The following is a 14283-nucleotide window of genomic DNA, read 5'->3' on the forward strand; positions in this document are numbered from 1 at the left end:
ATTGGTAACTTGGGGTCATTCAGGCGCCCATTGCCAGCACTGTTTGACCTGCCTAAAGCAGTTATCATGCGTGACCTTTTCCAAGCGCCGCAAAGGCCGGTCCTCCCATGATTCTGCGTCCGTACGAGCGCACCATCTTCAAACGCTATTTGCTTCCGCAGCGCGGCGAAGGGTTCATCTTCGTCGCCGCAGCGTTCAGCTTCACCGCCGTGATGCTGGGCGTTGCGGCGCTGGTCGTGGTGATGAGCGTGATGAACGGCGTGCGCAGCGACTTGTTCGACAAGATCGTCGGGCTGAACGGCCATGCGGTCGTGCAGGGTTTCGGCGGACGGATCGACAATTGGCGTGACGTGCTGGAACAGGCGAAGGCGACGCCGGGAGTCGTGTCGGCGACTCCGTTGATCGAGCAACCTTTGCTCGCGACCTTCAGCGGGCGGGTCGAGGGCGTACTGGTGCGCGGCATGACAGTGCCCGATATCCGCAGCAACAAGACGCTGGGCGGCAAGGTGCTCCAGGGCAGTCTGAACAGCCTGACCGGGGGTTCGGGCAATGTCGCGATCGGTAGCGAACTGGCGCGCAATCTGGGTGCGCAGGTCGGGTCGAACGTGACGATCATCAATCCGCAGGGCCGCTCGACGCCATTTGGCACGGTGCCGCGCGAGATCAGCTATCGCGTGACGGCGATCTTCGAGATCGGGGTCTATGATTTCGACAAAGCCTATATCGTCATGCCGATGGAGGATGCGCAGCTGCTGTTGCTCACCGGCGATCAGGTCCAGATGATCGAGGTCAAGACCGAGGACCCGGACCGCGTCGGCGAGATCATGCAGCCGCTCGCCGAAAAGCTCGCGGCGCGGGCCGTCGTTTCCGACTGGCGGTCGATGAACGCCAGCCTGTTCGAGGCATTGTCGATCGAGCGCGTCGCGATGTTCGTGATCCTGTCGCTGATCATCCTTGTTGCCTCGTTCAACATCATCTCGTCGCTGATCATGCTGGTGCGCGCGAAAACGCGCGACATGGCGATATTGCGCACGATGGGCGCGCCGCGCGACGCGGTGATGCGCATCTTCATGGCGATCGGCCTGTCGATCGGCATCGCGGGGACGATTGCGGGGATGATCGTCGGTTTCTCGTTGCTCTATTTTCGGCAAGGGGTGCTGCGCGGGGTCGAGTTCATCACCGGCCAGCCGCTCTGGGATCCATCGATCCGCTTTCTCACCGAATTGCCGTCGAAGCCCGACCCGGTCGAAATCACCGCTATCGTCATCATGGTGATCGTCTTCAGCTTCCTCGCGACGCTCTATCCCGCGTACAAGGCGGCCAATACCGACCCCGTGCAGGTGCTGCGCTATGAATGATGTCGCACTGGAACTGGTCGACCTGAGACGGAGCTTCACCCAAGCCGATGTTACGATCGAGGTGCTGCGCGGCGTCAACGCGTCGCTGCGCCGCGGCGAGATCGTTGCGCTGCTCGGCCCGTCGGGGTCGGGCAAGTCGACGATGCTGCAGGCGGTGGGCCTGCTCGAAGGCGGCTTCGGCGGGACGATCCGCATCGACGGCGAGGACGTCACGCGCTTCCAGCAGGGCGAGCGGACGAAGACACGGCGTGAGAAGATCGGTTTCGTCTATCAGTTCCATCACCTGCTACCCGATTTCAACGCGATCGAGAATGTCGTGCTGCCGCAGCTCATACGCGGCGCGGGGCAGGCCGAGGCGGAGGAGCGCGCCGCCGACCTGCTCGGGAGGCTGGGGCTCGGCGAGCGGCTGCATCACAAGCCGAGCAAGCTGTCGGGCGGGGAGCAGCAGCGCGTCGCGGTCGCGCGCGCGCTGGCGAACCGGCCCCTGCTGGTGCTCGCCGACGAGCCGACGGGCAATCTCGACGAAGCGACCGCCGACCGCGTGTTCGACCAGTTCGTGAAGCTGGTGCGCGACCATGGTTCGGCCGCGCTGGTGGCGACGCACAACGAGCGGCTGGCCGCAAAAATGGACCGCGTGTTGCGCTTGCATGAGGGGCATATCGAGGCGTAGCTTCTATCCGCCGGGGTGAGAGGGGAACCATGATGCTTCGATTTTCGATGCTGTTGGCCGCCATTCTGGCTGCCGCGGCCGCGTCGGCGCAGGTCGCGCCGCCATCGCCGCCGCCATGTTCGGCGCCGGATCACCGTGCCTTCGATTTCTGGGTCGGTGAGTGGGACGTCTATCCGGGTAACAGCGGAACGCAGGTCGCGACAAGCAGCATCGAAGCGATGTTCGACGGCTGCGCGATCCGTGAGACGTGGAAACCGTTCAAGGGGGGCGGTGGCGGCTCGTTCAGCCACTATGACAAGGAACGCCGGCATTGGCGGCAGGCGTGGGTCGATAGCGGCGGCGCGCGAGTCGATTTCGACGGGGGACCGGTCGACGGGAGGATGGTGCTGACCGGCCGCTGGGCGAATGTGGCCGGCAAGGAACAGGATGGCCTGATCCGCATGACCTATACGCGGCGCGAAGACGGATCGGTGCGCCAGCATGGCGAGCAGTCGGTCGATCACGGACTCAGTTGGACCAAGAGTTTCGATTTCATCTATAGACCGCAAAAATCCGGGGAGAAATAACATGGGACTCTATGATCTTTCGGCGAAACTGCCCGGCGGCGGCGCACAATCGCTTGCCGACTACAAGGGCAAGGTGCTGTTGATCGTCAACACTGCGTCGAAGTGCGGCTTCACCCCGCAATATGAGGGGCTGGAGGAGCTGTATCGCGATTATAAGGACCGCGGGTTCGAGATTTTGGCGTTCCCCTGCAACCAGTTCGGGGCGCAGGAGCCGGGCGATGCGGAGGAGATCAAGAATTTCTGCTCGCTGACCTATGATGTGAGCTTCCCGCTGATGGCGAAGATCGATGTCAATGGCGACGATACCGATCCGATCTTCAAGCATCTCAAGAAGGAAAAGACCGGCTTGCTCGGCAGCGGGATCAAGTGGAATTTCACGAAGTTCCTGGTCGATCGCGAAGGGCGGACGGTGTCGCGCCACGCACCGACGACGAAGCCCGAGCAATTGCGCAAAGAGATTGAGGAACTGCTGGGTTAAGCCTTGGCAGAATCACCGCTGTCACTGTAGCGTCATGTGATGGCCTACAGCCCCTTTGTTCCCCTGCGCGTCTTTTCCAGTTTCACCATGCTGGAAGGGGCGATCGAGCCTAAGCTGATCGCGAAAGCCGCGCGCGAGCGCGGTTTTCCGGCGATAGCGGTGGCCGATCGCAACGGGCTTTACGGCGTCATGGCCTTTGGCGATGCGTGCAAGGCGGCGGGGGTGCAGCCGATCGTCGGGACCCTGCTCAGCGTCGCGCGACCGGGGCAGCGGATGGCGAACGGCGCACCGCTGATCGACTGGCTGGCGCTCTATGCGCAGGACGAGAAGGGTTATGACAATCTGTGCGCGCTCGTCTCGGCGGCGCACCTGGGGCGTCCGGTCGAACAGGATCCGCATGTCCTGCTGTCGGATGTCACGGGCAAGACCGATGGCCTCATCTGCCTGACCGGCGGCGGCGAGGGCGCGCTGGCGCGACTTCTCGCGGGCGAGCAGAAGAGTGCGGCCGAGGATTATGTCGAGCAATTGGAGGCGCTGTTCAACGGGCGGCTCTATATAGAATTGTCGCGGCGCGGCGACGCGACCGAGACGGCGGCGGAGGCGGCGCTGATCGATCTCGCCTATGCACGGGCGTTGCCGATCGTCGCTACCAATCCAGCCAATTTCGTCGAACCGAACTTCCATCCGGCCCACGACGCGATGCTGTGCATCGCACAGTCCGCCTATGTCGAGAGCGAGGACCGGCGGGTGTCGAGCCCCGAAGCCTGGCTGAAGCCCGCCGAGGCGATGGAAGACGCCTTTTCGGACCTGCCCGAGGCGATCCGCAACACGCTCGTCATCGCGCAGCGCTGCGCCTTCATGGCGCCGAAGCGCAAGCCGATCCTGCCCAGCCTTGCGGGCGACCGCGAGGGTGAGGCGGCGCAGCTTGCCGCCGACGCACGCGCGGGCCTCGATGCGCGGCTGGCGCTCTATTCCGATCTCTCCGAAGAGGAGCGCAACGCCTATGTCGCGCGGCTCGACTTCGAGGTCGGGGTCATCGTCCAGATGGGCTTTCCGGGTTACTTCCTGATCGTTGCCGACTTCATCAAATGGGCGAAGGCCCACGACATTCCGGTTGGGCCGGGACGCGGTTCGGGCGCCGGCAGCGTCGTCGCCTGGGCGCTGACGATCACCGACCTGGATCCGCTGAAACTGGGGTTGCTGTTCGAACGCTTCCTCAACCCCGAACGCGTGTCGATGCCCGACTTCGACATCGACTTCTGCGAAACGCGGCGCGGCGAAGTGATCCGCTATGTGCAGGAAAAATATGGCCGCGACACCGTCGCGCAGATCATCACCTTCGGTAAGCTGAAGGCGCGCGCGGTTCTGAAGGACACCGGCCGCGTGCTCCAGATGAGCTATGGTCAGGTCGACCGGCTTGCCAAGCTGGTCCCGAACCATCCGACCGATCCCTGGACGCTCGAACGCGCGCTGAACGGTGTTGCCGAGCTGATGACTGAATATAAGCAGGACGACGGAGTGCGGCGCCTGTTCGACATGGCGCGGCAACTGGAAGGCCTGCCGCGGCATAGCTCGACGCACGCCGCCGGGGTGGTGATCGGCGATCGCCCGCTCGACCAGCTCGTCCCGCTCTATCGCGACCCGCGTTCGGACATGCCGGTGACGCAGTTCGACATGAAATATGTCGAAACAGCCGGGCTGGTGAAATTCGACTTCCTCGGCTTGAAGACCCTGTCGGTGCTCAAGGAGGCGAAGCGCCTGCTCGCGTTGCGGGGGGTCGATGTCGATCTCGACACGCTCGCATGGGACGATGAGGAAGTCTATGCGCTGCTCCAGCGCGGCGAGACCGTCGGGGTGTTCCAGCTGGAATCCGAAGGAATGCGGCGCACACTGTCGGCGGTGAAACCGACCAACTTCGGCGACATCATCGCGCTCGTCGCGCTCTATCGCCCAGGGCCGATGGACAATATCCCGCTCTTTGGCGCGCGTAAGAACGGGCGCGAGCCGATCGCCTATCCGCACCCGCTGCTCGAAGGCATCCTCGCCGAAACCTATGGCATCTTCGTCTACCAGGAACAGGTAATGCAGGCGGCGCAGATCCTCGCCGGCTACAGCCTCGGCGGCGCCGACTTGCTGCGCCGCGCGATGGGCAAGAAAGTCCAGGCCGAGATGGACGCGCAGCGCGATACCTTCGTCAAGGGCTGCGGCGAGCATAATGGCATCGACGCCAAGGCGGCGAACGAGCTGTTCGACTTGATCGACAAGTTCGCTGGCTATGGCTTTAACAAGAGCCACGCTGCGGCCTATGCGCTGCTCTCCTATCAGACGGCGTGGCTGAAGGCGCATTATCCGCACGAATTTTTCGCGGCATCGATGTCGTTCGACAGCCACCAGACCGACAAATTGTCGATCTTCATCGACGATATGCGCCGCCTCGACGTCGCGATCACGCCGCCGTCGGTTAACGACAGCGAAGCCGATTTCTCGGTCGGGCGTAGCGACGAAGGATTGACTGTCCGCTACGCGCTCGGCGCGCTCAAGGGCGTCGGCGAGAAGGCGATGGAGGCGCTTGTCGCCGAGCGGCAGGCGAAGGGCGATTTCGCGAGCCTCGACGATTTCGCGAACCGCATCGACCCCAAGCTGCTCAACCGCCGTCAGATCGAGGCGCTGGCGGCAGCGGGGGCGTTCGATTGTATCGAACCCGACCGCCCGCGCGCCTTTGCCGGCGCCGAAAGCCTGCTCGCCTGCGCGAACAGTTCGGCGCACGAACGATCGACGGGGCAGGGTGGCCTGTTCGGCGGCGACATAGCGATCGCCCCGGTGCTGCAACTGCCCGCCGCCGAGCCGTGGACGCTCGCCGAACGAATGACGCGCGAGAAGGACGCTTTCGGTTTCTATTTCTCGTCGCACCCGGTCGAGCAATATGAGGCGATCGTCTCGGCGCGCGGCGCGCGATCCTATGGCGACATCTCCGACAATGTCGAAATGACGCCGGGCACGCGCATCCCGATGGTGATGGCGGCGATGGTCGAAAGCGCGCGGCCGCGCGTGTCGCAGCGCGGTAATCGCTTCCTCAACCTGACACTGTCGGATCGCAGCGGCCAATTCCAGTCGAGCTGTTTCGACGAGATGGCGGGCAAGACGCTCGAGGCGCTGGCGGCCGATGGCGGCTGCGCCCTACTGTCGGTTGAACTCGATCTGCTCGAGGGCGAGGAAACGCCGCGGGTCACCGTGCGTGGTGCGCAATCGCTCGCCGATATCGCCGCGACCGCGGCGTTGCAGCTGGCGTGCCGCGTCGAAATGCCGGCGGCGATCGAGGATATGGCGCGGTTGCTCGTCAAACGCGACGATGCGCGGGGCCGTGTCGTGATCACGACGATCGATCCGCTGACCGACGACGAAATTCGCATCGAACTCGGCCGCGGTTTCGCGCTCGGTCCCGACACGGTGTCGCGGTTCGACATGATCGCCGGGGTGGCAGAGCCCATGCTGTCGCTGGTCGCGCCGCGCGAATTCAGGGTGCGCTGACCTTCCTTCCCCCTTGCATATCGGCGGTTTTCGACCCTATCCATGGGGGGCAACGATATAATTGAGGATGCCGCACCATGGGAATGCAGGGCCAGCCACTGCTCGTCACCAGCCTGATCGATCATGCCGCTCGCGAACATGCGGGACGCGAGATCGTGTCGCGGTGGGTTGACGGCAGCACGACGCGATCGAACTGGGGAGAGGTCGGCAAGGATGCACGCCGTTTCGCCGCCGCGATGGTGAAACTGGGGATTACGAAGGGCGACCGCATCGCGACGCTGGCGATGAACCATGGTCATCACCTGGTCAGCTGGTACGGCACCGCCGGGATGGGCGGCGTGCTGCATACGGTGAACCCGCGGCTGTTCGACGAGCAGCTCGTCTATATCATCAACCACGCCGAGGACCGCGTGCTGTTGTTCGACGCGATGTTCCTGCCGATCGTCGAGCGGCTGCGGAGCCAATTGCCGACGGTCGAGCATTTCATCCTGTTCGATGCGCCGGCGCGGGAGGGCTATCTGTCGTACCGCGACCTGATCGATGTCGAGGATGGCAATTTCGAATGGGTGGAGCTCGACGAGCGTGATCCGGTCGGGCTTTGCTATACCAGCGGCACGACCGGCAATCCCAAGGGCGTCCTCTACGAGCATCGCTCGAACGTCATCCATGCGATCACCGAGATCCAGCCCGACGTGTTCGACATGTCGAACCGCAGCGTCGTGCTGCCGATCGTGCCGATGTTCCATGCGAACAGCTGGGGTATTCCTTTCGCCGCCGCGACCGTCGGCGCGAAGCTCGTCTTTTCCGCGACTAACGATGCGCGGATATTGTGCGATCTGATGCACGACGAGGGCGTGACGCACAGTGCGGGCGTGCCGACGGTGTGGCTCGCGATGTTCGCGCATATGGACGCGACCGGCATGGATTATGGCAAGCTTTACCGCGTCATCATCGGCGGCTCGGCGGCGCCGCGTGCCATGATCGAGCGGTTCATGAAGGCAGGAATCGACGTCGGCCATGCTTGGGGGATGACCGAAACCTCGCCGATCGGGACGATGGGCAAGAGGCCGTGGAACTGGGACGAGATGGGCTTCGACGAGCGGGTCGACATTGTCACGCGACAGGGTTGTCCGCCCTTCGGTGTCGAGCTGCGCGTCGTCGATGACGAGGGAGGCGAATTGCCACGCGACGGCGAGACGAGCGGGCGCCTGCAATGTCGCGGCCCGTGGATCATCCAGCGCTATTTCAAAGCCGATAGCGATGCGGCCGACGCCGAGGGCTGGTTCGACACCGGCGACGTCGCGGTGCTCCACCCCGACGGGGTCATGCAGATTACCGATCGCGCAAAGGATGTGATCAAGTCGGGCGGCGAATGGATCAGCTCGATCGAACTGGAAAATGCCGCGGTTGGCGCGCCGGGGGTTCAGGAGGCGGCGGCGGTCGGAGTCTATCACCCCAAATGGGACGAGCGGCCGATCCTGCTGATCGTGAAGAAGGCGGGCGCCGAGACGAGCGAGGCGGCGATCGTCGATTACCTCAAGGACAAGGTCGCCAAATGGTGGTTGCCCGACGAAATCGTCTTCGTCGATGAGCTGCCGCACACCGCGACGGGCAAGATCTTGAAGCGCCAGATCCGCGACGATTACAAGGATTACAAGCTGCGGTCGCTGACGGCGGCCTAGAATAGTTCCATCTGCCCATCCCGCTCGGGAGGGCGGAACAGGTCGCTGCGGATGGCCGGGAAGCTCCGGTCCATGCCATGTTCGCGCGCGGCGCGTTTGACGCGGGTTCGGATGAGCTGCGCCCAGACGCCGTGGCCGCGCATGCGCGTGAAGAAATCGGGATCGTTGTCGCGCCCGCCGCGAATGTCCTGCACCATGTGCATGACCTTGTCGGCGCGGTCGGGATAATGGGCGGCAAGCCAAGCGCGAAAGAGCGGCGCGACCTCGAAGGGCAGGCGCATCAGGATATAGGAGGCGCGGATCGCGCCCGCTTCGGCAGCGGCCTGCATGATCGCCTCGATCTCGTGATCGGTGATCGCAGGGATGATCGGCGATATATTGACCTGCGTCGGCACGCCCGCGTCGATCAGCTTGCGGATCGCGGCGAGGCGGCGTTTCGGATGCGGCGCGCGCGGTTCGAGCGTGCGCGCAATCCCGGGATCGAGCGTCGTCACCGATACCGCGACGCCCACCAGATTGTCGCGCGCCATGTCGGCGAGCAGGTCGATGTCGCGGAGCACGCGATCCGATTTGGTGGTGATGATCAGCGGATGCCGCGTTTCGGCGAGCACTTCGATGACTGAACGGGTGACGCCCCATTCACGTTCGATCGGCTGATAACCGTCGGTGTTGGTGCCGATGGCGAGCGGTGCCGCCTCGTAGCCCCGCTTGGCGAGTTCGGCGCGCAGGAGCTTTGCCGCCTCGGGCTTTGCGAAGAGCCTGCTTTCGAAATCGAGCCCCGGCGAAAGGTCGTGGAAGGCGTGCGTCGGGCGCGCAAAGCAATAGATGCAGCCATGTTCGCAGCCGCGATAGGGGTTGATAGAGCGGTCGAAGCTGATGTCGGGCGACTTGTTGCGCGATATGATCGTCTTGGGATGCTCGACCGTGACCGTCGTGCGCAATCGGGGCGCTTCGCCGTCGATGTCCTCCGCCGCATCGAGCCAGTCGCCGTCGAGGACTCGCGCGGCCGACCCCGTGCGCGTCGGGCGCAAATTGGTCGGCGCGCCGCGGCCCATGATGGGAGGGAGGGGTTTGGACGATTCCACCGGGAGAGGATAATCCTCCGGTGGGAACAAATAAAGAACAAACTGGTTATTCGGTCAGTCGCGGCATCAGTTCGACGAAATTGCAGGGCTTGTGACGGCTGTCGAGTTGGGTCGACAAGATGCCTTCCCACGCGTCGGTGATCGCGCCGGTCGAGCCGGGCAGCGCGAAGATATAGGTGCCGCGTGCCACGACGGCGCAGGCGCGCGACTGGATCGTCGAGGTGCCGATCGTCTGGTAGCTGAGCCAGCGGAACAATTCGCCGAAGCCGGGGATTTCTTTGCCGTCGAGCCGGTGCAGCGCCTCTGGCGTCACGTCGCGGCCCGTGAGCCCGGTACCGCCCGTGGTGATCACGACGTCGACCGCCGGATCGTCGATCCAGTTGTGGAGGCGCGAGACGATCAGGTCGGTTTCATCCTTGATCAGCGCGCGCGCGGCGAGGATATGGCCCGCGCCGGTCAGCAATTCCTCAAGCTTGTCGCCCGAACGGTCGTCCGCTGCGCTGCGGCTGTCCGAAATCGTCAGGAGCGCGATGCGGACGGGCTTGAACGCCAGGCTGTCGTCAATCGGCATTCGCGAAATCGCCGGCATAGGAAAGGCGCGTGCGGTCCTTGCCGTCGGGGAAGCGCGGCCATTTCCCTTGGGCGAGCGCCGCGCGGCTGACCGAAGGCTTGCCCTGCTGCGCCTCGTACATCCAGTAATTGCGCAGCACGATGCCGACATAGCCGCGCGTTTCCCAATAGGGGATCGATTCCATGTAGAGCAGCGGATCGCCATTATCGCGGATCTCGGACTGCCAGCGCGCGACCGGTGCGGGGCCGGCGTTGTAGGCGGCGATGACCTTGGGCAACTGGCCGCCCGTCGCGGGTTCGCGGCTCAGATATTGCAGGTAGCGCTGGCCGAGATCCATGTTCACCGCGGGCGTCTTGAGGTCGCCGAGCGCGGCGACCGCGCCTTCCCAGCGCACGATGTCGCGCGCGGTGCCGGGGCGCACCTGCATCAGCCCGGTCGCGCCCGCGCTGCTGACGACGGCGCGCTGAAAACGCGATTCCTGAAGCGTGTGGGCGAACACGAGCGCGGGATCGACCTTCCACCCGCCATTGGGTTCCCATTTGGGCTGCGGATAGCGGGCCAAGGCAGCCGGCTTGCGGCCGTGCGGGGTGTTGTGGGCAAGATAGAGCTGCGTTTCGGGCAGGCTGAGCGCCCCCGCCATGGCGATCAGCTGGGCGTGTTGGTCGGGATTGCCGATCTGGGCCTGGTGGCGCAGCGCCTGGCCCGCGTAGACCTCCTCCCCGATCTCTGCGAGCGCCATCGCGATGCGGACGTTGGGCTGTTCCTCGAGCGCGCGCCAGGCGCTGCGATCGGGGCGGACATTCTCGCGCTGTCTCGCCGCTTCGACGCCGAGCGATTCGGTCGCGAGCAGGCCATAGAAGGTTTCCTCATTGGCGGCGGCGGCGCGCAGGCGCGGCTGCACCAATGCGGGCTGGCCCGCCGCAACGGCGGCGCGCGAAGCCCAGTAATAAGCGGCGGCGCGCTGTTCGCTGTCGGGCGCTTCCTTTGCGACGCGGTCGAACGCGGCAAGCGCGGTGCGGTAATCGCGCAGCCGCCACGATGCGAGGCCTTGCACCCACGCGCCCTGCGTCGCCCAGGCGCCGCCGGCCGAGGTGCAGGCGAGCGACAGGCGCAGCGCATTCTGGTCGTCATTTTCGATATAATAGGACCAGGCGACCTTTTGCGTCCATTCGGCGCGGGCCGCCGGGCTGAGCTGGTCGATGACGGCGTTGAGCAGCGTTTCGGCGCCCGCGGGATCGTCATTCTTGATCCGGTCGGGGATCGTCGCCGCGAGACGCGCCGCCGCCGGGTCGCTGACGCTGTCCGCGCCGAGCCGGCGCGGCGCGCTGCCCGCCCAGGCGAGACGCGCCTCGAAGGGAAGGGTCGGCAAATCGGTCGCGCCGCGCCTGGTCGCGAGGCGGCCAAGCTGTGCGGCTTGCGGCAAATAGGGCGAGCGCGAAAGAATCGGCATGATGTCTGCGACTTCGGCGCGCGGGCTGTTCGCGGCGGTCAACAGTTCGGCGCGCAGGAAATCGGTAAGCGGGCCACCCTTCGCATCCTGTTCCGCGCTATCGAGCAGCGCCTTTGCGTCGGCCCAGCGCTCGCCGCGGATCGCGCCAAGGACCTGCGTGTAAAGCTGTTTCTGTTTCGACGAAAGAATTTCGGGCACCGTCTGCGGTGCCGATACAAAATCGCGCCCCCCGGCATCGGCAGCGAATGCAGGCGCCGCGGTGAGCGAAAGCGCCAGAACGGCGCGGGAAAGAAGGATCTTGGTCATATTCCGCATCTGTCAACGTCCCCGGTTGAACAGTTTCAGGCTATCCCACGCCGCCGCCTTCTGCGCGGGGCGGGCGAGCAGCATCACGGGATGCGCCACAGCCACCGTCTCCATCGTGGCGCCGCTTTGGTTAATATCGAGTAACTTTCCGCGCGCGTCGGGAAGTGCGGTCGCGGCGGCCATGCGAACGATGTCGCTACCGATCAGCAGCAACCGTTCGGGCCGTGCCAGCCGCAAATGATGCCAAAGCAGGCGGTCGAGTTCGGCGGCGTCCTTGTCGTCGCAGCGGCCGCCGGCAGGGCGGGTGACGGCAAGGCTCGCGACATAGCAGTCTGCCCTCGCCATGCCGATTGCCTGCAGCATCGCATCGAGCAGCTTGCCCGCGCCGCCGGAAAAGAGCGTTCCGCCCTGCTGGTCGTCGAGTTCGGGCCAGGCGGTGAGCAGCATCAGCGGCGCGCCCGCGTCGCCCACCGGGAGCACGCGGCGCGCATCCCACTGGCTGCCAGGCACATCGGCGCTGGTCGCCAGCCAGCCTTGGAATTCTTCCCAGTCGTCGGGAAACACGACCGGCCCTTTCGGCTCGAACGCCTCGGGCGCTTCCTGTCGCTGGAGCACAGCGGGCAGCGGGAGCGGTTCGGGCTCGATGTCGGCGACGCGTTTTGGCTTGGCGGCCGCGGGGTCATTTGCGGGCGGCACGACCAGCCATCCCGCCGGCGCCTCACCGACAAGCGCATCGACGCCCGCCAAGGACCACCAGTCACAATAGCTTTCCGCCAGCAACGCAGAGTTTCGCCCGCCCATGATTTTGTTTCAAACAGGCAGTTGACGGACGCGTCAATTGGCGGGCATCGCAAATCGTGACAGAATGAGCGCGGGGCACGATGAATGTCCGCGCAGGGACGGCAGAAAGGTATTTGCGGTGAGCGAACGGGAATCGATGCCCTATGACGTGGTCATCGTCGGCGCGGGTCCGGCGGGGCTTTCGGCGGCGATCCGCCTCAAACAACTGGCGAACGAAGCCGGCAGCGAATTGTCGGTGTGCATCCTCGAAAAGGGGTCGGAAGTCGGCGCGCATATCCTGTCGGGCGCGGTGATCGACCCGAAGTCGCTCGACGAGCTGCTGCCGGATTGGCGCGACCAGGGCTGTCCGCTCGCCGAGGTGCCGGTGAACGACAACCAGCATTGGATTCTCACCAAGAACAAGAAGTTCGGCCTGCCCGAGCTCATCTCGCCGGGTTTCATGCACAACAAGGGCACCTATACGGGCAGCCTCGGCAATCTTTGCCGCTGGCTTGCCGAGCAGGCCGAAGCGCTGGGCGTCGAAATCTTTCCCGGCTTTCCTGCCGCCGAAATCCTCTACAACGAGGACGGATCGGTCAAAGGCGTTGCGACGGGCGACATGGGTGTCGCGCGCGACGGCAGCCACAAGGCCGATTATGCTCCCGGCCTCGAACTCCACGCCAAATATACCTTCTTCGCCGAGGGTGTGCGGGGCCATCTGACCAAGATGCTCAAGCCGCAATTCGCGCTCGACGCCGATTGCGAACCGCAGGTCTATGGTCTTGGCGTCAAGGAACTTTGGGATATCGATCCCGCGAACCATGCGCCGGGGCGCGTGATCCACACGCAGGGCTGGCCGCTTGATCAGAACGCCAACGGCGGCGGTTTCCTCTATCATCAGGCGAACGGGCAGGTCGCGCTGGGTTTCGTGACCTGGCTCAACTATCGCAACCCGCACATCTCCCCGTTCCAGGAGATGCAGAAGTGGAAGACGCACCCCGAGATCGCGAAGATATTGAAGGGCGGAAAGCGCGTTTCCTATGGCGCGCGCGCAATCAGCGATGGTGGGTATCAGTCGGTGCCGAAACTCGCCTTCCCGGGCGGCGCGCTGATCGGTGACAGCGCGGGTTTCCTCAATGTCCCGCGCATTAAAGGCACTCACACCTCGATGAAGTCGGGTATGATGGCCGCCGAGGCCGCGTTCGCGGCGGTGGCCGCAGGGCGGTCGAGCGACACGCTCGATGCCTATCAGGCCGCCTATGACGATAGCTGGGTCAAACAAGAACTGAGCGTCGTGCGCAACGTGCTGCCGCTCGTCGAGAAATATGGCGACCTTGCGGGGACGATCCTGTCGGGCATCACGATGTGGCTCGAAACGCTGAAGATCAAAGTCCCTTTCACGATGAAGCATCATCCGGACAACGAGAGTCTCTATCGCGCCGACATCATGCCGAAACCGGACTATCCCAAGCCCGACGGCGTGCTGACCTTCGACCGCCTGTCCTCGGTGTTCATCTCGAACACCAACCATGAGGAAGACCAGCCGGTCCACCTCCAGCTCAAGGATCCGTCGATCCCGGTCGCCTATAACTTGCCGCTTTATGACGAGCCCGCGCAGCGTTATTGTCCGGCGGGGGTTTACGAGATCGTCGGCAAAGAGGAAGGCGATCCGAAATTCGTGATCAACGCGCAGAATTGCGTCCATTGCAAGACGTGCGATATCAAGGACCCGACCCAGAATATCAACTGGGTCACCCCTGAAGGCGGCGGAGGCCCAAATTACCCGAACATGTAAGCCCGCGCGCTTCC

Annotated in this window: 11 protein-coding genes; 7 read left to right on the plus strand and 4 right to left on the minus strand. The window is 64.4% G+C overall.

Going from position 1 to position 14283, the window contains the following annotated elements:
- Nucleotides 1-107: 107 nt before the first annotated feature.
- The 6 genes from VSX79_RS08185 to VSX79_RS08210 all read left to right on the plus strand — a co-directional run bounded on the left by VSX79_RS08185 (nt 108) and on the right by VSX79_RS08210 (nt 8282).
- Nucleotides 108-1358 (plus strand): lipoprotein-releasing ABC transporter permease subunit, encoded by a 1251-nt coding sequence (locus VSX79_RS08185; RefSeq protein WP_179496450.1) that lies wholly within the window; start codon nt 108-110, stop codon nt 1356-1358.
- On the plus strand, nt 1351-2028 hold the full coding sequence (locus tag VSX79_RS08190) for an ABC transporter ATP-binding protein (RefSeq protein ID WP_179496432.1): 678 nt from the start codon (nt 1351-1353) through the stop codon (nt 2026-2028). Before VSX79_RS08185 ends, VSX79_RS08190 begins: the two co-directional genes overlap by 8 nt.
- 29 nt (nt 2029-2057) lie before the next feature.
- The gene (locus VSX79_RS08195; RefSeq protein WP_326915133.1) at nt 2058-2594 is read left to right on the plus strand and encodes a hypothetical protein; all 537 of its coding nucleotides are present in this window, start codon (nt 2058-2060) and stop codon (nt 2592-2594) included.
- A gap of 1 nt (nt 2595) precedes the next feature.
- The gene (locus VSX79_RS08200; RefSeq protein WP_179496430.1) at nt 2596-3072 is read left to right on the plus strand and encodes a glutathione peroxidase; all 477 of its coding nucleotides are present in this window, start codon (nt 2596-2598) and stop codon (nt 3070-3072) included.
- A gap of 39 nt (nt 3073-3111) precedes the next feature.
- Nucleotides 3112-6600, plus strand: coding sequence for a DNA polymerase III subunit alpha (gene dnaE, locus VSX79_RS08205; protein WP_326915134.1), 3489 nt, complete (start codon nt 3112-3114; stop codon nt 6598-6600).
- A 77-nt stretch (nt 6601-6677) separates the two neighbouring features.
- Entirely contained in the window at nt 6678-8282 is a 1605-nt protein-coding gene (locus tag VSX79_RS08210) for a long-chain fatty acid--CoA ligase (protein WP_179496426.1), read from the plus strand.
- Here the strand turns inward: VSX79_RS08210 and VSX79_RS08215 are convergent.
- The 4 genes from VSX79_RS08215 to VSX79_RS08230 form a co-directional block, all read right to left on the minus strand.
- A complete protein-coding gene (locus tag VSX79_RS08215) occupies nt 8279-9337 on the minus strand; it encodes a PA0069 family radical SAM protein (protein WP_326915237.1) in 1059 nt (352 codons plus the stop codon). The two genes, VSX79_RS08210 and VSX79_RS08215, sit on opposite strands and share 4 nt — an antisense overlap.
- A gap of 76 nt (nt 9338-9413) precedes the next feature.
- Nucleotides 9414-9938, minus strand: a complete 525-nt coding sequence (gene moaB / locus VSX79_RS08220) for a molybdenum cofactor biosynthesis protein B (protein WP_179496424.1) — start codon at nt 9936-9938, stop codon at nt 9414-9416.
- Nucleotides 9928-11694, minus strand: a complete 1767-nt coding sequence (locus VSX79_RS08225) for a lytic transglycosylase domain-containing protein (RefSeq protein WP_326915135.1) — start codon at nt 11692-11694, stop codon at nt 9928-9930. Before VSX79_RS08225 ends, moaB begins: the two co-directional genes overlap by 11 nt.
- Before the next feature lie 12 nt (nt 11695-11706).
- On the minus strand, nt 11707-12495 hold the full coding sequence (locus VSX79_RS08230) for a uracil-DNA glycosylase family protein (RefSeq protein ID WP_179496420.1): 789 nt from the start codon (nt 12493-12495) through the stop codon (nt 11707-11709).
- A 118-nt stretch (nt 12496-12613) separates the two neighbouring features.
- Here VSX79_RS08230 and VSX79_RS08235 point away from each other — a divergent pair, with 118 nt between their 5' ends.
- A complete protein-coding gene (locus tag VSX79_RS08235) occupies nt 12614-14269 on the plus strand; it encodes an electron transfer flavoprotein-ubiquinone oxidoreductase (RefSeq protein ID WP_179496418.1) in 1656 nt (551 codons plus the stop codon).
- Nucleotides 14270-14283: the final 14 nt, after the last annotated feature.

Source organism: Sphingopyxis chilensis (assembly GCF_035930445.1).
In the GTDB taxonomy this organism is placed as follows: Bacteria; Pseudomonadota; Alphaproteobacteria; order Sphingomonadales; family Sphingomonadaceae; genus Sphingopyxis; species Sphingopyxis chilensis.